22 protein-coding genes are annotated in these 23,203 nt (G+C 35.1%); 10 read left to right on the forward strand and 12 right to left on the reverse strand.

The window, feature by feature from the left end; all coding sequences use genetic code 11:
• The first annotated feature begins 46 nt into the window (after positions 1-46).
• Positions 47-1,639 (forward strand): bifunctional metallophosphatase/5'-nucleotidase, encoded by a 1,593-nt coding sequence (locus ACXYMZ_RS13995; RefSeq protein ID WP_458949026.1) that lies wholly within the window; start codon positions 47-49, stop codon positions 1,637-1,639.
• A 40-nt stretch (positions 1,640-1,679) separates the two neighbouring features.
• Here ACXYMZ_RS13995 and ACXYMZ_RS14000 read toward each other — a convergent pair whose 3' ends face one another.
• The 4 genes from ACXYMZ_RS14000 to ACXYMZ_RS14015 form a co-directional block, all read right to left on the reverse strand.
• Positions 1,680-2,465 carry a PepSY domain-containing protein gene (locus ACXYMZ_RS14000; RefSeq protein WP_458949027.1) on the reverse strand — a complete coding sequence of 262 codons (786 nt, stop codon included), beginning with the start codon at positions 2,463-2,465 and terminating at the stop codon, positions 1,680-1,682.
• 105 nt (positions 2,466-2,570) lie between these two features.
• Positions 2,571-3,173 (reverse strand): PepSY domain-containing protein, encoded by a 603-nt coding sequence (locus ACXYMZ_RS14005; RefSeq protein ID WP_458949028.1) that lies wholly within the window; start codon positions 3,171-3,173, stop codon positions 2,571-2,573.
• A gap of 159 nt (positions 3,174-3,332) precedes the next feature.
• Positions 3,333-4,688 carry a sensor histidine kinase gene (locus ACXYMZ_RS14010; RefSeq protein WP_458949029.1) on the reverse strand — a complete coding sequence of 452 codons (1,356 nt, stop codon included), beginning with the start codon at positions 4,686-4,688 and terminating at the stop codon, positions 3,333-3,335.
• On the reverse strand, positions 4,685-5,377 hold the full coding sequence (locus ACXYMZ_RS14015) for a response regulator transcription factor (protein ID WP_458949030.1): 693 nt from the start codon (positions 5,375-5,377) through the stop codon (positions 4,685-4,687). The genes ACXYMZ_RS14010 and ACXYMZ_RS14015 overlap by 4 nt, the downstream gene beginning before the upstream one ends.
• Before the next feature lie 97 nt (positions 5,378-5,474).
• On the opposite strand from ACXYMZ_RS14015, the gene ACXYMZ_RS14020 reads away from it, so the two are divergent.
• From ACXYMZ_RS14020 to ACXYMZ_RS14035, 4 genes are all read left to right on the forward strand, one after another.
• The gene (locus ACXYMZ_RS14020; RefSeq protein WP_458949031.1) at positions 5,475-6,140 is read left to right on the forward strand and encodes a VOC family protein; all 666 of its coding nucleotides are present in this window, start codon (positions 5,475-5,477) and stop codon (positions 6,138-6,140) included.
• Between the two features lie 38 nt (positions 6,141-6,178).
• The gene (locus ACXYMZ_RS14025; RefSeq protein WP_458949032.1) at positions 6,179-7,408 is read left to right on the forward strand and encodes a serpin family protein; all 1,230 of its coding nucleotides are present in this window, start codon (positions 6,179-6,181) and stop codon (positions 7,406-7,408) included.
• 733 nt (positions 7,409-8,141) lie between these two features.
• Positions 8,142-8,411, forward strand: coding sequence for a hypothetical protein (locus ACXYMZ_RS14030; RefSeq protein ID WP_458949033.1), 270 nt, complete (start codon positions 8,142-8,144; stop codon positions 8,409-8,411).
• A 502-nt stretch (positions 8,412-8,913) separates the two neighbouring features.
• A complete protein-coding gene (locus tag ACXYMZ_RS14035) occupies positions 8,914-9,408 on the forward strand; it encodes a hypothetical protein (RefSeq protein ID WP_458949034.1) in 495 nt (164 codons plus the stop codon).
• A gap of 111 nt (positions 9,409-9,519) precedes the next feature.
• Here ACXYMZ_RS14035 and ACXYMZ_RS14040 read toward each other — a convergent pair whose 3' ends face one another.
• Both ACXYMZ_RS14040 and ACXYMZ_RS14045 read right to left on the reverse strand, forming a co-directional pair.
• Positions 9,520-9,840 carry a thioredoxin family protein gene (locus ACXYMZ_RS14040; protein WP_458949035.1) on the reverse strand — a complete coding sequence of 107 codons (321 nt, stop codon included), beginning with the start codon at positions 9,838-9,840 and terminating at the stop codon, positions 9,520-9,522.
• Between the two features lie 63 nt (positions 9,841-9,903).
• On the reverse strand, positions 9,904-10,785 hold the full coding sequence (locus ACXYMZ_RS14045; RefSeq protein ID WP_458949036.1) for a DUF368 domain-containing protein: 882 nt from the start codon (positions 10,783-10,785) through the stop codon (positions 9,904-9,906).
• Between the two features lie 96 nt (positions 10,786-10,881).
• Here ACXYMZ_RS14045 and ACXYMZ_RS14050 point away from each other — a divergent pair, with 96 nt between their 5' ends.
• A complete protein-coding gene (locus tag ACXYMZ_RS14050; RefSeq protein WP_458949037.1) occupies positions 10,882-11,208 on the forward strand; it encodes a PadR family transcriptional regulator in 327 nt (108 codons plus the stop codon).
• Positions 11,209-11,212: 4 nt separating this feature from the next.
• Positions 11,213-11,902: a DUF1129 family protein gene (locus tag ACXYMZ_RS14055; RefSeq protein ID WP_458949038.1), complete on the forward strand. Its 690-nt coding sequence runs from the start codon at positions 11,213-11,215 to the stop codon at positions 11,900-11,902.
• Positions 11,903-12,591: 689 nt separating this feature from the next.
• On the opposite strand, the gene ACXYMZ_RS14060 is transcribed toward ACXYMZ_RS14055, so the two are convergent.
• Complete coding sequence (locus tag ACXYMZ_RS14060; protein WP_458949039.1) at positions 12,592-13,758, reverse strand: CapA family protein; 1,167 nt, start codon at positions 13,756-13,758, stop codon at positions 12,592-12,594.
• Positions 13,759-14,163: 405 nt separating this feature from the next.
• On the opposite strand from ACXYMZ_RS14060, the gene ACXYMZ_RS14065 reads away from it, so the two are divergent.
• Entirely contained in the window at positions 14,164-15,012 is an 849-nt protein-coding gene (locus ACXYMZ_RS14065) for a dimethylarginine dimethylaminohydrolase family protein (RefSeq protein WP_458949040.1), read from the forward strand.
• Between the two features lie 38 nt (positions 15,013-15,050).
• Here ACXYMZ_RS14065 and typA read toward each other — a convergent pair whose 3' ends face one another.
• The 3 genes from typA to ACXYMZ_RS14080 all read right to left on the reverse strand — a co-directional run bounded on the left by typA (position 15,051) and on the right by ACXYMZ_RS14080 (position 18,997).
• A complete protein-coding gene (gene typA, locus ACXYMZ_RS14070) occupies positions 15,051-16,877 on the reverse strand; it encodes a translational GTPase TypA (RefSeq protein ID WP_458949041.1) in 1,827 nt (608 codons plus the stop codon).
• Between the two features lie 80 nt (positions 16,878-16,957).
• On the reverse strand, positions 16,958-18,307 hold the full coding sequence (locus ACXYMZ_RS14075; RefSeq protein WP_458949042.1) for a sensor histidine kinase: 1,350 nt from the start codon (positions 18,305-18,307) through the stop codon (positions 16,958-16,960).
• Between the two features lie 3 nt (positions 18,308-18,310).
• Positions 18,311-18,997: a response regulator transcription factor gene (locus ACXYMZ_RS14080; protein WP_458949043.1), complete on the reverse strand. Its 687-nt coding sequence runs from the start codon at positions 18,995-18,997 to the stop codon at positions 18,311-18,313.
• Positions 18,998-19,605: 608 nt separating this feature from the next.
• Here ACXYMZ_RS14080 and ACXYMZ_RS14085 point away from each other — a divergent pair.
• Entirely contained in the window at positions 19,606-20,901 is a 1,296-nt protein-coding gene (locus tag ACXYMZ_RS14085; RefSeq protein WP_458949044.1) for a S1C family serine protease, read from the forward strand.
• Between the two features lie 54 nt (positions 20,902-20,955).
• Here ACXYMZ_RS14085 and ACXYMZ_RS14090 read toward each other — a convergent pair whose 3' ends face one another.
• A complete protein-coding gene (locus ACXYMZ_RS14090) occupies positions 20,956-21,621 on the reverse strand; it encodes a TraR/DksA C4-type zinc finger protein (protein ID WP_458949045.1) in 666 nt (221 codons plus the stop codon).
• 150 nt (positions 21,622-21,771) lie between these two features.
• Between ACXYMZ_RS14090 and ACXYMZ_RS14095 the strand changes: the two genes are divergently transcribed.
• The gene (locus ACXYMZ_RS14095) at positions 21,772-22,644 is read left to right on the forward strand and encodes an NAD(P)-dependent oxidoreductase (protein ID WP_458949046.1); all 873 of its coding nucleotides are present in this window, start codon (positions 21,772-21,774) and stop codon (positions 22,642-22,644) included.
• Positions 22,645-22,732: 88 nt separating this feature from the next.
• Here ACXYMZ_RS14095 and cspD read toward each other — a convergent pair whose 3' ends face one another.
• Positions 22,733-22,930 carry a cold-shock protein CspD gene (cspD, locus tag ACXYMZ_RS14100; protein ID WP_458949047.1) on the reverse strand — a complete coding sequence of 66 codons (198 nt, stop codon included), beginning with the start codon at positions 22,928-22,930 and terminating at the stop codon, positions 22,733-22,735.
• Positions 22,931-23,203: the final 273 nt, after the last annotated feature.

The following is a 23,203-nucleotide window of genomic DNA, read 5'->3' on the forward strand; positions in this document are numbered from 1 at the left end:
ATAATATCCTACAGGGAGTTTTAGTAACTTTCTGTAGGATTTTTCAATGAAAGGTTGTGTTTTTTTGAAAGAAGAATTAACGATTATTTATACTAGTGATATTCATGGACATGCCATGCCAATTAATTACGGAACAAACAATAATGAAGATATTGGGCTTGCAAAGTATGCTACTGCTGTAAAAGAAGCCCGGCGGACGAAAGAAAACCTACTACTCATAGATAATGGCGATTTAATTCAAGGGACTCCACTCATGACAAACTACGTGAAGAATCATACGGATCTGGATAATCCTATGGTGGCGATTATGAATCAATTAGAAATTGATGCTGGTGTGCTTGGAAACCATGAATTTAACTATGGGCATTTAATTTTAAACCAAGCAGTTCAACAAGCGAATTTCCCTGTTCTCTCTGCAAATATCCTAAATAAAAAAACGGGAAAACCTCAATATGGCGAAGCATATATTATGAAAACAATTGGTGATAATGTAAAAGTCGCTATTGTTGGTGTCACGACTCACTACATCCCTAATTGGGAGTCAGCTGAGCATATTGAAGGGCTAGAATTTGCTGATGCCTTTGAAACACTTAAAAAATGGGTGAAGTATATTAAAGAAAACGAACATCCTGATGTTATTATCGCTTCCTATCACGGTGGTTTTGAAGCAGACATACATACTGGGGCGCCTACTGAAGATTATACAGGCGAAAACCAAGGCTATAAGATTTGTCAGGAAATAGAAGGTATTGATGTTCTTCTAACAGGCCACCAACATCGAGAACTTACCGGAGTTATCAATGATGTATTAGTCATACAACCTGGTAAAAATGGTTTAAAATATGGTGAAGTTACGCTTGAACTTTCTAAAGACAATAATGGAATATGGAATGTTTCAGGTAAAACTGCGGAAATTCAGACCTTTGAGGACCTATCTGCTGATCAAGAAACACTTGAGTTCTTAAAACCGTATGAAGAATCTACACAGGAATGGCTCGGTCAACCAATCGGATTCATTAAAGGTGATATGACAATTGATGACCCTTTTCAAGTTCGTTTGAAAAAACATCCTTTTATTCAATTTATTCAAGATGTACAAATGGAACTTAGTGGTGCTACGATTTCTGTCACTTCACTTTTAAACAATGAATCTACAGGCTTCTCGTCTTCTGTAACAATGCGAGAAATTGTTTCTAATTATATGTATCCTAATACATTAATGGTACTCGAAATAACTGGCGCAGATATCAAAGCGGCATTGGAACAAACTGCAAAATATTTTACTTTAAATAATGAAAATGAGATCGAAGTTGAGCCTACTTTTGTAGAACCCAAGCCACAACATTACAACTATGATATGTGGGAAGGAATTGAGTATACATTAAACATCTCTAGACCTGTCGGTGAACGAGTTGAAGCTGTAACTTATAAAGGCAACCCAGTATCGCCTACAGCAACCTATCAAGTGGTAGTTAATAATTACAGGGCTGCTGGCGGAGGTAATTATGAAATGTTTAAAGGGAAAAAGGTAATCAGAGAAATTCAAAAAGATGCCGTTACAATGATCCAAGAGTATTTTGAAAAACATCCAACTGTTGAAGCTTATGTAAATGAAAACTTTAAAATAACGAAGCGATGAGCCTGTGCTCATTGCTTCGTTATTTTGGTAAACAATATTATCAATCTTCTTCTAAATCGATATCAACTACTAATACAGCTCCAGTATAAGCATCAATTTCAATTTCTGCTTCATCCCCACGGTCGTTCTCAATTTCGATTTCATAAATTAACCGGCCATCATCATCGTCTAATTCTACATCTTCTACTTTTCCAGAGAATTGTTTTAGAGCAATATTAACTGCCTGTTCTTGAGTAATAATGGATTTCTTTTCTTTCTTTGTTTCTTTTTTAGGTTCTTGTTTCTTTTCTGCAGGTTTTTTAGCTTGTTCTTTTTGTTGTGCTTTAGGTTTCTCTGTTTGTTTAGATTCGGTTTTAGCTTGTTTTTCTGTATTCTTAGGTGCTGTCACAGTTGCCTTTTTACTTTCTGAAGCTTCTTTATCGGCTTTAGCTTTCTCTTCTGCCTTTTCTTCAGTTTCTTTTTCTTTAATTTCTATTGCTTCTTTTTCTCTTTTTTCAGTTTCTACCTTATTTGGAGTAGCTTTCTCTGCTTCTGTTTTTACAACTAATTTCTCATCTAGTCTTAATACTTCACCAGTGTTGCCATCAATTACTAGCTCGTATTCTTTTCCTTCAATTTCTAGTTCAACTTCGTATACTGGAATTTTTCCTTCTGTATCTAAATCAATTTCTGTAATCTCACCTGGATACTGCGCTCTAACTTTTTCTTCTATATCCTCTCTTGTTAAATCTGGATCAGCTGATACTGAAATATTTTGAGAGAAAATAAGTCCGATTACAGCGGCAATGGATAACGCAGCAATAGTCATTATGATTTTCTTATTCATATGGTACACCTCTATTTATGTTTTTTAATCTACTTTTAGTTTATATCAACGAAATGAAAGCTTACTGTGAATTAGATTAGAATTTGATGAGAATCATCTTTCATTTTAATCTTCATGTTCGATTTCAAATTCGATAATTTCACCTGTCGTTGCATCAATTTCAAATTCTGCATCTTTGTTTCCGTCTTTAACCTTAATTTCATATTCCCATCTATTATCATCACGGTCTAATTCTATTTCTTTAATCATTCCAGAAAATTCATTGAGAGCAATAGCCTCTGCTTCTTCCATCGTAATTAAATCTGCTTCCATGATTGCCGAATACTTTCCATCCGATTTACGTTCTTCTTCGTACTTAATAATTTCGCCCGTTTCTACATCCATCTCAAACTCATGCTTAACATTTTCACCCTTGATTTCCATTTCGTAAAGCAATCTACCATCATCGTAATCAAGTTCAAATTCAGTTACGAAACCTGGATATTCGGCTAAAGCGATTTGACGAGCTTCCTCATTTGTTAGCTTTTCACTATTTTTATTGTCAGCTACTTCACTTGTTGTTTTTTCAACCACTGCTTCTGAAGCATTATTTTCCTGAACCTCTTTAAAAAGACTCTCGTTTGAATCTGCATTTGATGCGTATACACTTAATCCAATTACAGCTGATATTGCTAATACACCTGTAGTTGCTAATATTTTTTTCTTCATTTTTAATTTCCTCCTCCATTACTTTCTAATTACATCTTATCTAAGCAGAATGAAAAGAGGCTGAGAGCTAGATTAGAATTTGATTAGAAAGTAGTGAGGGATTGATAAATATGAATCATTACATAAATAATAAAAGCTGCCTACAATAGACAGCTTCTACTATTCTTCATTTTTATGCACTGGTAATGCAAGCGTAAATGTCGACCCTGTACCAATTTCACTCTCGAGCGTCAGCCTTCCTTCATGCTCTTCAACAATCGCTTTAGCAATCGCAAGTCCAAGTCCAGTTCCACCTGTCCCTCTGCTTCTTGCTTTATCTACACGGTAAAACCTTTCAAAGATGCGTTCTTGATCTTCGGCAGATATTCCATTGCCAAAATCTTTTACGCTAAAGATTACTTGTCCGTCGAAAGTGAATAGGCTAACAATTATTTTGTCGTCACTATATTTCAATGCGTTATCAATTAAAATGTAAATAATTTGCTCTAACTGGTCACTATTTCCCCAGACCGAAACCTCTTCTACATTTCTTATAAATTCAATTTCTCGGTCGTACGCTTGTTTGAATGTAGAAACAGATTGGTCTACCAACTGGATAAATTTCACTTCTTCATATGGTACATCATTCTTAGTTTTCGCCAATGCTAAAAGCTGTTCAACAAGTTTCTTCATGCGATCGGCTTCAGAGTCGATTGCTTCAATTGATTCTGCTATAAGCTCTGGGTTATCGGCGCCCCGCCTTTCCATTAATTGCGCATAGCTTTTGACAATTTGAATCGGGGTTTTCAATTCATGGGAAGCATTGGAAACAAAGTCCTCTTGTTTCTCATAATTATCTCGTAATTGATCAATCATATCATTGAAGGTTGCTTCCATTTTATACAATTCATCTTCTGAACGATTCGTGTGATCAATTTTATTCCATTTACCTTCTTGCATATTTTCTTGCATCGTCTTGGTAAGTTTGTTAATCGGATTTAGTAAGAATCGACTAAGTATGTCCCCACCAATTACCGTTGGCACAAGAATAATGATAGATACAATTAATAAAACATAAAAGAGTATCCTTAATGTGTCCGTCACTTCAATAAGATTATCAGAGAATTGCAGAGTAACGACACTACCATCATGCCAAATAATTGGTTTTGTTATAACGGCAATATTCACGCCTCTCTCTGGCCGTACAATGACTTGAGACTCCTCTGTTTGAAATCCCCCCTCAAGTGTTGTATAAGCTCCGTCACGATATTTAAACTCTAGCGAACGCTCTTCACTCGAAAAAACTTTCGCCATCCCATTTACTGGTAGATAAGCATTAATAATCTCACTATACTCCGCAGCCTCTGTAGCCGTCGCCAAACTTTCGATTAATACATCTGTTTGAGTAGCAAGCTGCTCCAACTGACTTTCTGTAGCATTATTATAAAAAAGAAAATACACGGTTGTATTGACAACAAGCATTAAAAGCAGAATCATTATACTTGAATAAAGTTGAATTTTTGTTTTCAGCTTCATTTTTCAATATCCTTTATCGTATAACCTACCCCACGTACGGTTTGAACATATGCTTCAGCAAAGTCATTATCTACTTTTTGTCTCAAGTAACGAATATAAACATCCACGACATTTGTATCTCCGTAATAATCAAAGCCCCATACCTGCTCAATCAATTGCTCTCGAGTCAGAACGATATTCTTATTTTTCAACAAACAAACGAGTAAATCGAATTCTCGTGGTGTTAAGTCAATTTGCTTATCTTCACGCTTTACCTCTCGAGCATTCAGATTTACAGTTAAATCGCCAACCGTGAGAATATCTTCACTTTGTTTGATTTTCTTTGGTTTACGTAAATGCACCCGAATTCTTGCGAGTAACTCTTCGATTTGGAATGGTTTTGTAATATAATCATCTGCTCCTAAATCGAGGCCACTCACTTTATCATAAACTTCATCTCTAGCAGTCAGTAAAATAATCGGCGTACTTTCATCAAAACGACGTACTTTACGCAATACCTCAAGCCCACTCATTTCTGGAATCATAATGTCTAATAAAATAAGATCCCAATTGCCTGCTTCTATGAGTCGAAGCGCATCTTTTCCATTATCAATTACTTCTGTCTCGTAATTTTCATACGTTAATTCCAATTCTAGTACTCTACTTATTTTTTGTTCGTCTTCAACAATTAATATTCTTGCCTGTGACAAAGCCTTCACCTGCTTATATAATCTATTTTCTTTTCATTATACTAATAAAAGTCTAAGATTGCGATAAGGATTAGGATTCAATTAAGGAGGAGATTGTATGTTGGAAATAGACCATATTGTCATTGCTTCAAAGAATCCCGAAGCTGATGCTGCTAAATTTGGTGAAATGTTTAGTCTCGATATCGTTCCTGGTGGGAGACATACCAATTGGGGAACGTATAACTATCTCGCTTTCTTTGAAAATAACAGCTATATCGAATGGATTGGAGTATTTGACGAAACATTAGCAAGAACGAGCGATAACCCACTTATTCAACAGCTTATAGAAAAAGTTGATCTTAACGAGTACGGCCCCTTCACTTTTGCACTTCGGACAAATAAAATGGATGCTTCCATGGATCACTTTGGTAAAAATAATTTTTCTTACGAAGGTCCTTTCCCAGGAAGTAGAAAAAGGGTAGATGGATCCACTCTAAGTTGGCGCATGCTTTTTCCGACTGAAAAGAAAATGATGCCGTTTCTTATAGAATGGGGAGAACAAATAAATCAACCGGAAGACAAAAGTAAAATAAATAATAAACAAATCGCATCAATAATTATTCCACACACACTGAATATAGACGAAGATGTTTATCAACTATCTCGACAAGGCGACATGAGCGTGCTTGGCAATGGAACACTAGAATTTACCGAAGAGGCAGCACTTGATTTTGTCATCTCCTCGAGTGAAGAAAAAAATACCTTCTCTGATGAAACCAAATAGAATATGGTTCGTCTAATTCGTTAACGAGGAGGATGAACATGAAAAAAATATTTATTTTATCAACGTTCTTCATTCTTTTGCTTGCCGCTTGCGGTACTAGCGAGAATGGAACGGGGCAGAACTTTGATCAGTCAACAGACCAAAAAGATATCCCAACATTAACAGAGGCAAATAACAAATTAGCATTCGATTTAATGGATAACGTAGAAGCTGATGAGTCAGGAAATATATTCCTTTCCCCTACAAGTCTTTACTTCGCCCTATCATTAGCATATAACGGTGCTGATGGTGAAACGAAACAAGAGATGGATGAACTACTAGGCTTTGGTGAAGCAAGTAAAGAAGTACTTAACGAATCGAATCACGCACTACTACAATTATTAACTGAGGAAAAAAGTGATATCGAACTTCATATTGCAAATTCTCTCTGGCTGGATGAAAATTATCAGTTTGAGGATGCATTTACAAAGAGTGTCGAAGATTATTATCAGGCAGAGATTGCGGAAATTGATATCCTAGATGATAAGAGTGTTGATACAATTAATCAATGGGTAGAAAATCAAACGAATAATCGAATAAAAGATATCGTTGAAGGTCCGCTTGATCCAAATCTTGTTTCATTATTGATTAACACAATCTACTTTGATGGGAATTGGAAATATCCTTTTGACCCTGAGTTAACAATGCAAGAACAGTTTTATCTTGAGAATGGTTCTACAAAAGAAGTAGATATGATGATGCTCTCAGATGAACTCGAGTATTTTGAAACAGAAAGCTTCCAAGCTGTTTCCCTACCTTATGGAGACGGAGAAATGAGTATGCAGCTCTTTTTACCAAACGAAGGGATAATTTTTAATGAAGAATTAACCTTAGAAAATTGGAGTGCATGGCAAGAAGCATTTCAAGAGCAAGATGGCATGGTAAAGCTACCATCCTTTGAACTTGAATATGATACGTCATTAGTTGAAGCTCTCCAGTCATTAGGAATGTCTCAAGCTTTTAGCGAACAAGACGCTGATTTCTCACAAATGGTATCAGATACAGATGACCTTTACATTAGTGATGTCATTCAAAAGACTTTCCTTCTTGTCGATGAAGAAGGAACGGAAGCAGCTGCGGCTACATCCGTAGAAATGCAGACAACTTCAGTTGGAATTGATGAACCATTCATGATTGAATTTAATCGTCCATTCTTCTTGTTTATTAAAGATAATGAATCGGATTTGATTTTATTTATAGGTAAGATTGCTACACCATATTCTGAGTAAAAATGAATAATCATGCTGGGACTCCATCCCTAATTTTTATATGAAAATTCTATGAAGTATAATTCTTTTTTACTTCCTCACCAATAGTGTTGTAACGTACCGAACGATCCTCTACTTTTGTTCTTATATAAACTAGTATTTTATATAATTCATAAATATAAGATAATAGATACTACTAATATGGTTGCAGGAGACCTGCATTTAGTTTGGCATTCTCAATAATTTCATCTTTAGTTAAAATTGAAGTAAACAAAGGTGATACTGTAAAGTTCAATTCGCGAATCTTTGAGTGTAATAAAATGATTTACACTCATAGATTAAAATTCATCAAATATATTTCTTATAACAAGAAAATCTATAATAAAAAACAGTGATTAAAGAGCATTTATTGCATCCAATTTCCCAAGTTAAAAATAAAGGAAATTATATTTATTTGTAGAATATAGAAAATTATAGAATTATAGAATCTAAAAGGAGGGTAAAATAAAAGTGTTAAATATAAATAATATTTCGGAGGTAAAATTGCAATGAAATTTTCAAATCGATTATTAACAGTATTAACATTTATCGTTGTGTCAATAACTACATTCGTGGTGTTTAATTCAGTCTCAGCGAATCCAATCGATTGTAGACCTTTCTTTGTTGAACCTACTTATTTAAATAACAACGATAATACAGGTTTAGATTCTAATTCAGATTATACAATACAATGTGCTGGTGGGCCGCAAATTTTTTGGGGGGGATACGCTCCTCTGCCAAATCCGTTCTAGCCAAGGGAAATATATATCAATTTGAAAAATCTGGAGGATCTGCTGCTGCTCGGAGAGATTTTCAAAAAATGCCTGGAAAAGAACAATCTGTTGGATCAGGAGCATATATTAAAACGGATGGTGGCAAGACTGTAACTTACTATAAAGCAACATCTGAAGGTTATGGTTGGACACTACGCTATCCATATTTAAGTAACTCTAAAGTAGACAAAATTAGATACTTAGGAAATTAAAATTGAAGCATCTAAATTTTATTCAATTAACAATTCTTACAAGTATTATTTTTAAATTACATTGACTTGATATAAAGCGATATTCAATTATACTCGATTTAACTCAATAATACTGAATTATCTGTCAGACGTATCTTCATTAAACAGATACGTCTTTTCTATATTAGGAAGAATAGCTTACAATCAAAATTAAATAATATTAGATAAGTATGCTATAAGTTTATTAACTGTATTTTCAAATATGGAAGTTGAGACCTTTATGTGAAAGTATACCTATATTTTATATAATTATATTCTTTTTATATAAGCTTCCGAATGAAGGTTACTTACAGTAATTTCAAAGTTATAGAATGTTCAGGTTTAAATAATTAGACTTACTAGAGTAATTGGTATAATTAAATAGATAATTTTAATTAGGTGTTGTAATTTTTACCTAACAACAGCTCAAATAATTTTAAAAAGACGACCATCTAGAGAAAACTATTTAAAGGAGATAAAAATTATGATAGACTTGAATTTTCTCAAATCAATTAAAGGAAAGATTTTTGGAGGCATTTACGGGAAAATACTTCATATCCACAATCATAAAGACGAACTAGTTATTCATTGTTCAAACCCACTTATTAGTTTTCATTCTTCTCAAGGAAGCATGGATGATAGATTTTGGTCGTTCGATTGGGATGAATCAAAAACAGGAGAAGATATGCTTCTAGTAAATGAACATAAAACGCCCGAACCACTGGACTATGAAGTTATTGAAAGTCCTAATCAGAAATATGTCATTTCTGCCTCAAGTTACTATCCAAGTAGGGAGAACTTAATACAAGAAGTATTGGGCTATGGCTTTTTAGAATCGGATGAAGAAATATTAACCACAGTTGTAATCAAATTAGAAGACTCATTTATTCTTCTAGTAGCATCTCCAGCTATTGAAATCAAAATAACTGATGAAAAACCTGTTATTGAAGAGAATTTAAGTCTAATCGTATCATCGTAAAAAGAATTAGTAAAATGAGAAATCCGAACAAGTTTGAGTTCTATTTAAAGAAGATCAAAATATTGTTCGGATTTTACTTTTATTAGGCTCTTTTGTTCGAGCCTCTTTATTTTAACCTAATTGCTGCTGCAAAAACGCCGTTACTTCTTCTGGTGATTTTGTATAAGCACTATGTTGATGTGCAAGTTTCTCTCCATTTTGGAAGATAAGTACACTCGGAATGCCCATTACATCGTACTTTTGTGCAATTCCCTCAACTTGGTCGGTATTCACTTCATACCATTTATAATTATTGTATTTTTCCATGATACTTCCAGAGAACATATCGAATACTTTACAATCTGGACACCACTCTGCAAAAAACTTCACTATAATTGGTTCCTTACTTTGAATAATTTCATCAAACTTTTCTTGTGTTTGGATTAATTCCATTTTAACCCCTCCTATTATCGTTTAGTTTAACTTGTTAAGCTTTACTTGTCTGCTAAATTGCTTTTATTTATATTCTAATCTGCCCAATAATAATGCTGAAACTAATCCTGTTAAGAACATTAGAATGCTTGCAATGAGTACACCTGTTGACGCTGGCCAACCTGGGAAGACAACAAACATTGATCCGAGTACTAAACCAGTTGTCGCAGCGAAAGTTAATGTGAAATGATTTTTTAAAAAGTACCCAACAACTCTGCTCATCGCAACAAACCCAATTGCAATTCCCGCTCCCGTTACAAGAATAACATCGAACTGAAAATTACTCACTGCGGCAATAACCGTTGGGAACACTCCTAGAATTAAAAGCATGAATGCACCACTAATACCTGGCAAAATCAGAGCACTACTTGCAATGATTCCAGACACAAATAATAATAAATAAGTAGAACCCGAAATGTTTGAAATTACTTTACCCTCATCTGGTGTAAAGAATCCCATCGTTGATACAAGTGCAACACCTATTATCAATAAAAAGATATGTTTCATTTTAAATTTATTTTTTGCATCCGCCTTATGTAATAAAAATGGTAAAACACCAATAATTAATCCCATAAAGAAAAATTGTGTTGGCATAGGATGACGTTCAAATAACCATTCAATTGCCCTTGCTAACACAAAAATCGATGCAACCATTCCAACTCCTAAAGGAATTAAAAATCCGAGATGTTTTTTCCAATCTCTACTGAAGAACCCATTAATTGCAGCAATCAATCTTTCATATATTCCTAACATAATCGCAATTGTTCCCCCACTGATTCCAGGGATTACTTCGATTGCTCCCATTAACAATCCACGATATAGATTTTTCCATTCCATTAGTAGTCTAGCTCCTTGCTCACCTTTGAATTTACTTCCAAAGTCCATCATACCAAAAATATCTTGCAATTAATATTATAAAATGTATAATTAAATTAGCTACTTTGCGATACAAGGTAGCGATTCTTAGCGACACTATATTGTTATACAAGGTAGGTGGGTGAATTGTCGCAACGTAGTCAATTATTAAAAGGCATTTTAGAAGGTTGTATTTTAGCAATTATTGACCAAGAACCTACGTATGGCTATGAACTGTCTGTTAAGCTGCAAGGATTTGGACTTGATGACGTAAGTGAAGGGTCGATCTATCCAATATTACTACGTCTGCAACGAGAGGAAAAAATTGTTGGTGAAATGCGGAAATCTGATTCAGGGCCGAGAAGAAAATATTATAAGTTAACAACAGAAGGCATCGCATCCTTAGAAGAATTTACAACACAATGGGAATCATTAAAAATACCAGTTGATCAAATGTTAAATAAAAGGAGGTAAAAGCATGCATGCGAAAGATTTAATAAAGGAAAATAATGAGAAACGAGAACTTTTAAATGAAGAGAACCAAGAAGATTACGAGGAAATGCTTGTTTATATTCGGATGCACAATAAATCTGAACAACAATCCGAAGAAATCCTTATGGAATTGCTCGATCATTTACTAGAAGCTCAAGCAAACGGTAAAACCGCGAAAGATATTTTTGGCGAAGATTTAAAAGCCTACAGTGAGGATTTAATTAATGAATTGCCAAGGGAAACGAAGAAGGACCAGTTAATTTTGCTTTTGTATCTCGGGTTAAATCTTTTAGGAATTGTTGCGATATTTACGGGCATTGCTAATTACCTCGCTTATAAAATTTTCGGCTTGGGCACGGCAACCTTTGACTTTTATTTAGGTACGGGAATTTCGATAGTGATAATTGATTTAATCTTACTTGCTGGATTTGTCTATATCGTAATTTTATGGATTAATGGTAGTGTCTTTAAAAAGAAGCCTACTAAAAAGTGGATGGAGTTCTTACAAGTATGGGTAATTGCAATGGTTTTTATCGGTTTGACCTTACTCGTATTTATGTTCATGCCTACATTTGGTAGCCTTATCAGCACTTCACATCTTCTCATTGTCGGTGTTGGGTTGATTTTATATCTCGCTTCTGTAGTAATGAATAAGCGACTTCGGATTACTAAATAGATTTTGTTTTTAGAGATAAAACTTATTACGGCAGATAAAAGTGTTTTCTTTGATTATCTGCCGTAATAAAGCTAAATTGGATTTCAATCGGTCGACAATTTTGTTAATGCTGAGTTTGGTGACCGATAGATTGCTTCTATCAGTCAACAATTTTGTTAATACGGATTTTGATGGCCGATAGATCACTTCTATCGGTCGACAATTTCGTTAATGCGGATTTTGATAGCCGATAGATTGCTTATATCGGTCAACAATTTCGCTAATACTGAGTTTGATGGCCGATAGATCGCTTCTATCGGTCGACAATTTTGCTAATGCTGATTTTGATGGCCGATAGAACACTTCTATCGGTCAACAATTTCGCTAATACTGAGTTTGATGGCCGATAGATCGCTTCTATCGGTCGACAATTTTGCTAATACTGAGTTTGATGGCCGATAGATCACTTCTATCGGTCAACAATTTCGCTAATACTGAGTTTGATGGCCGATAGATCGCTTTTATCGGTCAACAATTTCGCTAATACTGATTTTGATGGCCGATAGATCGCTTTTATCGGTCGACAATTTCGTAAATGTTGATTTTGATGGCCGATAGCAAGGCAGATAAAAGCTATTCTTCAAAAATATCTACCTAGATACCCCTCTTCACATCCCCCACGTCAAAAAAATTCAAACCATCCCATGCTATCAATCCTCAGGAAACAACAATTCAGGCATCCACTGCGACATATGTGCTTTGATTTCTGTATAATGTGCCGAAGCTCCCGCTAAATCACTATCCGCTAACTGATGCATTGGAACAATTTCATAGTTTGACCAACTAGGATCAAACTTTGCGTATGTCGGTAACAAACTTGGGGAATGCAAACGCACCGTCGTCTCATCTCGATAAGTTGTTTTTTCCACGGTGAAAGTGAATACCCCACCTATCCGTTGATAAAGCTCCTGCTGATTAGAAAGGAAATTTCCCAGACTATAAATAACAAGCGTTTCATTTCCTTCTTCTCCATTTAGCCATTCTACAGGTTGAAGAACGTGTGGGTGGTGACCAATCACAGCATGCACACCGAGATCAGCTGCAAACTGAGCAAGTTCCTTTTGTTCTGCTGTCGGGGTACGTTCATACTCATTTCCGAAATGTAGTTGCAAAACAATAGCGTCCGCCAAATCCTTGGCACGGTCTACTTCTTCAGCAATTTTTTCGCGATTAATTAAATTCACAAGATACTCTTTCCCTTGAGGAACTGGAACACCATTCGTTCCGTAAGTATAGGATAATAAAGCAACTGAAATATCTTCATCTGTTTCAATTATTCTAAGATCACTTTGATCCTCAAAATCGCTATATGCGCCAGCATAAATCATATTCAACGTTTTCCAATGCTGAAGGGCACTCTGTACAACAGCTTCTCCTCTGTCTAACGTATGATTATTTGCCAAAACAACTGCATCTACCCCAACTGCTTTCAATGCGTCACCAACTTCTTGTGGGCTATTGAAGGATGGATAGGAGGATAAACCATGTGCAATCCCACCTATCATCGATTCTTGATTAGCAATTGTAATTGTTGATTTTGATAAATATGGTTTCATTTTCTCCAACATTGGATAAAAGTCATATATAGCACCATTCCATGCGTCAAGAGCTACTGGTCGGTGAATCAAAACGTCACCAATAGAAGAAATAGTAATTTCATTCGTTATCTTTACTGGAAAGTAATCTTTTTCTATCGACTCATATTGCCTTTCACTTATTTCTTTATCAGAACCTATTACACTTATTTCAGCATTTCCACAACCAGTTATTAATAATAACAATAGAACCACTGGTAACAGATATGATTTTACTTTCATATGCCTACTCCATTCTTTCCATTTATATAATATATTGCTATTATTATTTTACTATACGTTAACAATTAAACCCTCTATACTTCATGTCGATTTTGTGTTATTTCTGGAGCAGGTGGTATGATTATAGTATAATAAATTGACAAAAATAAATTAACTTCTGTTCTTTAACAATGGTAAGAAACAATGGAGGAGTTATTGTGAAACGCTATTTAACTGCGATTTTCATTGGATTAAGCGCTATTGTTATCATACTTGGAATTAATCTCGATTTATATTGGAGTGGTATGGTGGCCTGGGGGACTGCAATAATACTATTGTTACTAGCAATTTACTGCATAAAGTTCATACCCAATGAAAGAAAAAAACAAAGCAAGTGATTTCACATCGTAGAGAAGAGGTCGTAAAATGAAAAATACAACAACATTATCCATTCAATGCCATACCGAATATGACAATTTGGAGCATGTTCTAGTAGCTCCGCCGACAAATATGGCAATTACTGAAATTATTAACGAAACACAAAGAAACTATGCAAATGAAAATATTGATATTGATATTGCGGTGGAACAACACGAAAACTTTGTCAATGTACTTAGAAAAGAAAATATCAATGTTCATGAATTAGATACTAAGAAAGAATTAAATGAACAAGTTTTCACACGTGATATTGGCTTTACTATCGGTGATAAACTATTTATTTCTCATATGGACCGAGATATTCGTAAAAAAGAAATACCTGTGCTAACAGATTGGTTAGATAACCACAAGTTGAACTTCACCCTATCAGAAACGCATTCAATTGAGGGTGGCGATGTTATCGTCCATCATAAAGATATTTGGATTGGTGTTAGTGGTCGAACAACTAATGCAGCTATTGACGAACTTGAAGCAGAACTTCCTGGCTATAATATACACCGACTAAAATTAAGAGAAGATATTTTACATCTTGACTGTGCGTTTAATATTATCGATGATCATACTGGTTTAGTATATGCAGACGCATTTAATGATACGGACCTACAAACTTTAAGAAAAAAATACACACTCATCGATGTTTCTTCAGACGAACAGTTTGCTATGGGGCCAAACGTCCTTGCAATTGGTGAAAGAAAAATCATTAGCCTTCCAGAAAATAAAAGAATTAATCAACTATTAGTAGAAGCAGATTTTAATGTTATTGAAGTTCCATTTTCTGAAATCATTAAATCTGGCGGTTCCTATCGCTGTTGTACATTACCATTACTGCGTAAATAAAAAAACTGAGAGAGCAAAAGCTTTCTCAGTTTTTTAAATTAATCTTTTGATTTTTTCGCTGCTTTTTCGCGTTCGTTCTTGTTAAGGATTTTCTTTCTAATACGAATGGACTCTGGAGTAACTTCACAGAATTCATCTTCATTTATATATTGTAATGCTTCTTCTAGAGACATCGTTCTTGTTTTTCGAATCGAAGACGTTTGGTCTTTGTTCGCTGAACGGACGTTCGTTAATTGTTTTTCTTTTGTAAGGTTAACCGTTAAATCATTCTCACGATTATGTTCCCCGACAATCATACCTTCATAAACTTCTAATCCAGGATGAGCAAAGATTGTTCCTCTGTCTTCAAGGTGCATAATTCCATAAGTTGTAGCTTTTCCTTTTTCTAAGGCTACAAGAACACCTTGACGACGTCCACCTACTTGACCTTTGACAACTGGCTCATAAGCTTCAAATGTATGGTTGATAATACCATAACCACTTGTTTGTGACATAAATTCTGTCGTATATCCTAGTAACCCACGAGAAGGTACTTTAAATTCGATACGAACTTGGCCGTTACCATAGTTAATCATATCGAGCATTTCGCCTTTACGTTCACCTAAAGATTCCATAACAGCTCCAGTGTATGCTTCTGGAACGTCGATTTGCACTCTTTCCATCGGCTCACATTTTACGCCATCAATTTCTTTAATAATTACTTCTGGTTTTGAAAGTTGTAGCTCAAAACCTTCGCGGCGCATGTTTTCAATAAGAATCGATAAGTGTAATTCTCCACGTCCTGAAACAACCCAGGCATCTGGAGAGCTTGTTGGTTCTACACGTAAACTCACATCTGTTTCTAGTTGTTTTAACAAACGCTCTTCAATCTTTCTAGACGTAATGAATTTCCCTTCTTTACCTGCAAATGGACTGTTGTTAACAAGGAATGTCATTTGTAGAGTCGGTTCGTCAATACGTAACCATGGTAGTGGATCTGGATGTTCCACTGGAGTAACTGTTTCACCAATATTTAGATCTTCTAGACCAGATACAGCTACAATTTCACCAGCGTTTGCTTCTTTAATCTCAATTCGTTGTAAACCAAGAAAACCAAATAATTTTGAAATTCGGAAGTTCTTTTTCGAACCATCTTTTTTAATAACAACAACCTGTTGTCCTACATGAATCTTACCTCTAGATACGCGGCCAACACCAATTCTTCCAACATAATCATTATAATCGAGCAATGTTACTTGGAATTGTAATGGCTCATCTCTGTTATCTACTGGGCTTGGAATATGGCTCATAATTGTTTCAAAAACTGGATCCATTGTTTCTTCTTGGTCTTCTGGACTCAATCCAGAAGTTCCATTTAATGCTGATGCATAAACAACTGGGAATTCTAATTGTTCATCACTTGCTCCAAGTTCAATAAATAAGTCAAGAACTTCATCGACTACTTCTTCAGGTCTTGCGTTTGGTCTGTCTACTTTATTCAGAACTACCATCGGGCGTAGTCCTTGTTCTAATGCTTTTTTCAATACAAAACGTGTTTGTGGCATTGTGCCTTCATATGCATCAACGACTAGTGCTACACCATCAACCATCTTCATGATACGTTCAACTTCTCCACCGAAGTCTGCGTGTCCTGGTGTATCTAAAATATTTATAGTTGCATCTTTATATTTAACGGCAGTGTTTTTTGCTAAAATAGTAATTCCGCGTTCGCGTTCGATATCTCCCGAATCCATCAAACGGTCTTCAACTTGTTCATTATCCCGAAATGTTCCTGAGTATTTTAGTAACTGATCAACTAAAGTTGTCTTTCCATGGTCAACGTGTGCAATTATTGCGATATTACGAATGTCTTCTCTTTGTAGCATTAATGTACGCTCCTCTATTTTTACCGGTCTTTTAAAACTAGGTAATTATACCATATATATTAAAAATCGTATATAACTTTTTAATTCTGCTTTTTATTTGGTGAACGTGGTAGGGTTATTATAAACCTCGCGCCACCTAAAGTATTTGATTTTTCCACACTTATTTTACCTTCTGTTTGTTCTATAATTGTTCTGGCAATGGCTAATCCTAATCCAGTCTCTCCCCCACTACCTTTAACGAAACGATGGAAAATATACGGAATCAAGTCCTCTTTAATCCCATCTCCATCATCTTCAATTGTAAAGATAATCTCCTTTTGTTCTTTATAAGCTGTAATAAACACTTTGCCTTTCGCATGCCTTATAGCATTAATAATTACATTAGAGAAAGCTCTTAGTAACTTTTCTTGATCAGCATAAAGATAAATATCTTTATCAACTTTCTTTTCTAATTTTACATCATGCTCATTAAGTAACGGAATCACACGGTCAATGACAGACTCGATAAAGACATCTCCTATTATATTTTCAGGTTTATATGTTTTTTCTGTATCCAGCTTTGCAAGTAAGATCATTTCATTAATGATAACCTTCAATCGTTTTACTTCCTCAACCATCATTTCTAAACCTTTTTCTTTATCTTCCCCTTGAAAAATTCCATCCTTTATTCCTTCTGCATATCCCTGAATCGTCATTAAGGGGGTTTTTAATTCATGGCTCGCATTTTGGAAAAATACTTGCTGTGATTTCATGTAGCGCTCCAATTCTGTTGCCATATCATAAATACTTTGCTCAACTTCTTTAATTTCTCCTGTAGCTACCACCCTATCAATATCATCAAATTGACGCTTTTCTATTTTCTTCAATTGTAGTTGCAGCATCGATAATGGTGTGATTAATTTATTTGTTAAAAAGTAGCTTAACCAAACAGCCAAAAATGCTCCAACTAAGAAAATAACAAATAAACGAGAAAAGAAGTTCTGTTGAATGGCATGCAAATCCGTCATCGGCGTTAATAAAATTAATTCTCTACCTATATCAGGTGAGATTAGAATCCGTGAATTTACAAAGTGATCGTTTCCTAATTGCCACATATGCTCGCCACGGTTAGCAAAATTATTCTCATATAAAAAGCCTGCAACGACAACGTTTGGCATCGTGGAGAACAAGACAGAATCCTCATTACGATCATATATAAATAGGTGCAGCTCTTGATCCTGTAGCAATTGATTAAATTGCTGGATATCATCTGCCGTTCCATATCTTTCGGACAAGATGCTTACAAGAAGTTCACCCGTTTCTTCCAATTGGCGCTTTTCATTCTGAACCAATATGTCCAAAATCAAGGAGTAGATAAGATAACCAGTAACTGCTAGTACAACAATTAATAAGCTTGTAAAAGCATATGTTAGCTGTGACCGTAATCTCATAAGTTACTCCTCATCTTTTCTAAGGCGATATCCAAAGCCCCAGACCGTTTCGAGTGGAACATCTGGCAGTTTTTTCCTGATGCGTTTTACTAAGTCGTCTACTGCGCGATCACTACCAAAATAATCATTCCCCCAGATTTTAATTAGTAATTCTTCCCTGGAAAATGCACGATTTGGGTTTTCTACAAATAATAAAAGCATCTCATATTCTTTTGTAGTCACTTCAAATTCATTACCTTCCCAGAAAATCCTCCGTTCATCAAGTGAGATATGAAGATCCCCTGCACGTAATTGATTATCGGCTTGCTTTGGTTCATCGATTGTCACAGAACTTCTTTTAAATAGTCGTTTTACGCGTGCTACAAGTTCTCTTGGGCTAAATGGTTTTGTTAAATAATCATCTCCACCTAGTTCTAAGCCTAATATTTTATCAATCTCATCATCTTTTGCTGAAATAATAATTATCGGAACTTCACTCTCTAAGCGAATTTTTTTACAAAATTCATAACCATCCATTCCCGGTAGCATAATATCGAGAACCCACATGTCTGGAGGAGTTTTTTCCCATACTTCCCACGCTTCTTCTGCTGATCCTGCAACTGTAACTTCATAGCCTTCCTTTTTTAGGTATGCAGAGACTATATTTTGAATGTTTTTATCATCTTCCACTATTCCAATATGGTTACGCATCATCTTTCACCTTTTTCTTCTATAAATGATGTACCCTTTGTCTTTTATTATTATACCTATTTTCCCATAGAATGAACGATAATTACACTAAAAGCTATTAAGATGAATGGTTTTGAACCGTTTTTGGGATAATATTTACCTAAAGAAGTAAAACTTCAGTAGATACCACATTTTTTCCACACTTATACCAAACCTATTCCTTTTTCATTGAATACAATGTAGTTAAGGAAGTTCAGTTGGGAATACCTCTCTTTTCCCAATTGATTAAAGCAAATTTTAACTCATCCCAAAAATTGCTAGTAACCAATTTTCTTCCTTGTTAACTTCCCCCCCTTACGGAAAATTTTCAGGGTAGAATTTGCAGCTGCGTTTTCTACTTAAAACCTGAATAGAAAAGCTGCTGTTAATTAACAGCAGCTTTTCTATTTTTAAAATTATAGTGAAGTATATTGTAAAAGCATCTTTATTTAAAAACAGGCAATATTAAAGTCAATTTTATTAAGTGGATAGACCCGCTTCGGAAATATACTTCATATACCTTAATGAGTCGATATTCAACAATAAACTTTAACAAATCTAAATAATTTACAGGAAAGGATGTTTGTAATATGGATGAATATAATAAAAATCCGAATACAGGTCAGGATAGAGAAATTGAACCTGAAGATACTTATGAACCAGAATCAACGGACTCTACAGAGGTTCAGGAAGAAAGCAAACCAATAACGAACAAAAGAGAAAATATAAGTAAGAAAAGTCGGATTGGAATTAGTGCACTCGCAGGTGGTTTAGTTGGTGGTATCGTATCTGCAATCATCGTTGCTTTACTATTCACTTCTAATATAATTCCTATAAATAATAATGCTGAGAATGATGCGATTGAAACAACTGCCTCGGCAAATTTCATTCAAAACTTATCCAATGAGGACGCCCATGTTTCAACTAATATTGAAGAGGTTGCAGAAGCTGTTGTTGGTGTAGTAAATATGCAACAACATAGCATTTGGACTGGCAACCAAGAAGCTGGTACAGGGTCAGGAATTATTTACAAAAAGGAAGATGGAAAAGCATATATTGTTACGAATCAGCACGTTGTAGAAAATGCTGAAAATGTGGAAATTGTTCTTAGTAATGATGAAAGAATTCCTGCGAGAGTACTTGGAGAAGATGCATTGACTGACCTAGCAGTTCTCGAAGTAGACGGCGATAAGATTAATACTGTGGCAAAAATCGGTAACTCAGAAGATATTGTAATCGGAGAAACGGTTTTAGCAATCGGTAATCCACTTGGTTTAGAATTTGCGAATACAGTTACAAAAGGTATTATTAGTGGTCTAAACCGCTCCATTGAAGTAGATACTAACCGTGATGGCCAAGCAGACTGGATTACAGAAGTTATTCAAACAGATGCTGCGATAAACCCAGGGAATAGTGGTGGTGCGTTGATTAATGCAGATGGTGAAGTAATCGGCATTAATTCAATGAAAATTGCTCAAAGCGCAGTTGAAGGAATTGGATTTGCCATTCCTGTTGATACAGCACTTCCGATTATGGAGCAGTTAGAAATTGAAGGCGAAATCACACGTCCATTAATTGGAATTAGTACTGCAGCATTATATCAAGTTCCACCACAATACAGATACGAAATAAATTTACCAGATGATGTTAAAGGCGGAATGGTTGTAGCAAATGTTGAACCAGGCTCACCTGCTGAAGAAGCTGGCTTACAACAATTTGACGTCATAACAAAAATAAATGATGAAGAAGTGACTTCTATTATAGAACTAAGAAAACATCTATATTCAGAAGCAAATGTTGGTGAAGCCATCAAAATTGAATTTATTCGGGATGGAAAAGTCGAAACAACTGATATTGTACTTGAACAAATAGAAGACGCTGCCTAATCTGCCTAAACAAAACTGCTCACTCTTAACATATTGAAAAGAGTGAGCAGTTTTTTATTCTTTATTTTTATTACGACTATAGTTTAAAGTATTCTCGTTATACTTTCCTTCTTCATCAGATGATACATAGTTTTCAATGTCCTCTGTTCCACTACTTTGATTGTCAGCATTTGGATACATTTCATTATATGTTTCAGGATCACCCATCAAATCTGAAGGTGAATCAGATGTTCCATAGCGGCTTACCTCTTGCCATGCATCCTCTTCATCGTAAGCATTTTGCTCTTCATCACCATCTCTACTATGGGTAATATTAGGATTTAATACCTCTTCTTCCACAGGTCGATCACGAGTATCACCATTTTTTTCTGTATGTTCCACGCATCGATCTGTAGTAGGTACGACTTCCAATCTTTCATATGGAATGTCCTTACCACACTCTGAACAAATTCCATAAGAACCTTCCTCAATAGCATGAAGCGCTTCATTGATGTCCTCTAATTCTTTTTCTGCATGTTCATTTAAAGCCAAGTCCTTACTTCGTTCAAATAATTCTGTTCCTAAATCACCCGGGTGATTATCATAATTCGAAAGCTCTCCACTGACTTCTTTGGAAAATTCATATTTCTGACCGAAATGATCTTTTAATTGGTTCATTAATTCCGTTTCTCTTTGTTTCAATTGCTTTTCAAGACTTGTTATTTCAGTTTTTGACAACATATTTCTATCCCTCACTTTTTGAATTCTCTTATTTATCAACCCTTTTGAAAATACTATCTGATATAATAATGATTGACCTTACTATGCGCAAAGCTATAGTTATTGATTCAGATTAAAACACTCCCAATTGATGGAAAAGGAGATAAGACGATGATAGTAGAGAAAAGTAAAATTGGATTTATTGGTACAGGAGTAATGGGAAAGAGCATGGTTAATAATTTATTAAAAGCAGGCTTTCCTGTTAGTATTTATACCCGTACAAAATCGAAAGCAAACGAACTTCTTTTGAACGGGGCAATATGGAAAGACACTGTAGCAGAATTAGCAGCGGAAGTTGATATTTTAATTACGATGGTTGGTTATCCAGCAGATGTTGAAGGTATCTATTTTGGAGAAGCTGGCATCTTAGAAAACACACGGGAAAATACATATGTCATTGATATGACAACATCAAAGCCATCACTTGCAAAAGATATTTATCATCAAGCAAAACAAAGAAATATTCATGCATTAGATGCACCTGTTTCTGGTGGCGATATCGGAGCCAAAAGTGGTAAGCTCGCAATCATGGTCGGCGGAGATGAAGAAGCTTTTCATAGCGTTTTACCAGTGTTTCAAGCGCTAGGAGAAAATATTATTTTTCAAGGAAGTGCTGGTGCAGGACAGCATACAAAATTAGCGAATCAAATTACGATTGCTTCTACTATGATTGGTGTTGCTGAAGCAATTACTTATGCTAAAAAAGCTGGACTCAATCCAGAAAAGGTTCTTGAAAGTATAACTACTGGAGCGGCGGGAAGTTTTTCTCTCTCTGTTTTAGGTCCACGGATGCTAAAAGGCGATTTTGCTCCTGGTTTCTATGTAAAACATTTCATTAAAGATATGACAATCGCGATTGAATCTGCTCAAGAACTTGGAATTTCCACCCCTGGTCTCGAACTTTCTTTAAAACTTTACAAAGAGCTTGCTGAAAAAGGTGAAAATGACAGTGGAACGCAGGCGATTATTAAATTATTTAAATGATTTTATAGCTAAACCATTCTTATTCATCATACAAAAGCCAAAAAAAGCTTACCTCCATTAGGAAGTAAGCTTTTTGTCTTTTTTTAAATTATAGTGGTGTAACGTTTGCAGCTTGTGGGCCACGGTTACCTTCAACGATTTCAAATTCAACTTCTTGGCCTTCTTCTAAAGTCTTGAAGCCTTCTGATTGAATTGCTGAGAAGTGTACGAATACATCGTCTCCACCTTCAACTTCGATGAAACCGAAACCTTTTTCTGCGTTAAACCATTTTACTTTACCAGTCATTTATATGACCTCCTTATACAATATCGTGCAAAGTAATTGAAACTAATACCTTTACACCACTTGAAAAAGAGATCGTAAAGTATTATTCTAAGTCCAATTTCCTTTTGCACCTCTACTTTACCTTGAACTTTTAAAAAAATCAAGTATTTCTCACATATTTCCTCTAAAAATCTGGACTATTCACATTATTTTATTTAATTATAATAATTTATGTGAAATTCATGGTAAAATAACATCATGAATTGTCATTCAAACAATAGTCCCTAGGTTATT

The sequence above is a fragment of the Oceanobacillus sp. CAU 1775 genome, from assembly GCF_054482815.1.

Excerpts from the sequence above, each read along its gene's own strand:
- ACXYMZ_RS14005 (WP_458949028.1), bottom strand. The coding sequence starts at position 3,173 with ATGAAGAAAAAAATATTAGCAACTACAGGTGTATTAGCAATATCAGCT.
- ACXYMZ_RS14035 (WP_458949034.1), top strand. The coding sequence starts at position 8,914 with ATGATAGACTTGAATTTTCTCAAATCAATTAAAGGAAAGATTTTTGGA.
- ACXYMZ_RS13995 (WP_458949026.1), top strand. The coding sequence starts at position 47 with ATGAAAGGTTGTGTTTTTTTGAAAGAAGAATTAACGATTATTTATACT.
- ACXYMZ_RS14060 (WP_458949039.1), bottom strand. The coding sequence starts at position 13,758 with ATGAAAGTAAAATCATATCTGTTACCAGTGGTTCTATTGTTATTATTA.
- ACXYMZ_RS14080 (WP_458949043.1), bottom strand. The coding sequence starts at position 18,997 with ATGCGTAACCATATTGGAATAGTGGAAGATGATAAAAACATTCAAAAT.
- ACXYMZ_RS14000 (WP_458949027.1), bottom strand. The coding sequence starts at position 2,465 with ATGAATAAGAAAATCATAATGACTATTGCTGCGTTATCCATTGCCGCT.
- ACXYMZ_RS14095 (WP_458949046.1), top strand. The coding sequence starts at position 21,772 with ATGATAGTAGAGAAAAGTAAAATTGGATTTATTGGTACAGGAGTAATG.
- ACXYMZ_RS14025 (WP_458949032.1), top strand. The coding sequence starts at position 6,179 with ATGAAAAAAATATTTATTTTATCAACGTTCTTCATTCTTTTGCTTGCC.
- typA (WP_458949041.1), bottom strand. The coding sequence starts at position 16,877 with ATGCTACAAAGAGAAGACATTCGTAATATCGCAATAATTGCACACGTT.
- ACXYMZ_RS14055 (WP_458949038.1), top strand. The coding sequence starts at position 11,213 with ATGCATGCGAAAGATTTAATAAAGGAAAATAATGAGAAACGAGAACTT.
- ACXYMZ_RS14040 (WP_458949035.1), bottom strand. The coding sequence starts at position 9,840 with ATGGAATTAATCCAAACACAAGAAAAGTTTGATGAAATTATTCAAAGT.
- ACXYMZ_RS14075 (WP_458949042.1), bottom strand. The coding sequence starts at position 18,307 with ATGAGATTACGGTCACAGCTAACATATGCTTTTACAAGCTTATTAATT.
- ACXYMZ_RS14065 (WP_458949040.1), top strand. The coding sequence starts at position 14,164 with ATGAAAAATACAACAACATTATCCATTCAATGCCATACCGAATATGAC.
- ACXYMZ_RS14010 (WP_458949029.1), bottom strand. The coding sequence starts at position 4,688 with ATGAAGCTGAAAACAAAAATTCAACTTTATTCAAGTATAATGATTCTG.
- cspD (WP_458949047.1), bottom strand. The coding sequence starts at position 22,930 with ATGACTGGTAAAGTAAAATGGTTTAACGCAGAAAAAGGTTTCGGTTTC.
- ACXYMZ_RS14020 (WP_458949031.1), top strand. The coding sequence starts at position 5,475 with ATGTTGGAAATAGACCATATTGTCATTGCTTCAAAGAATCCCGAAGCT.
- ACXYMZ_RS14085 (WP_458949044.1), top strand. The coding sequence starts at position 19,606 with ATGGATGAATATAATAAAAATCCGAATACAGGTCAGGATAGAGAAATT.
- ACXYMZ_RS14090 (WP_458949045.1), bottom strand. The coding sequence starts at position 21,621 with ATGTTGTCAAAAACTGAAATAACAAGTCTTGAAAAGCAATTGAAACAA.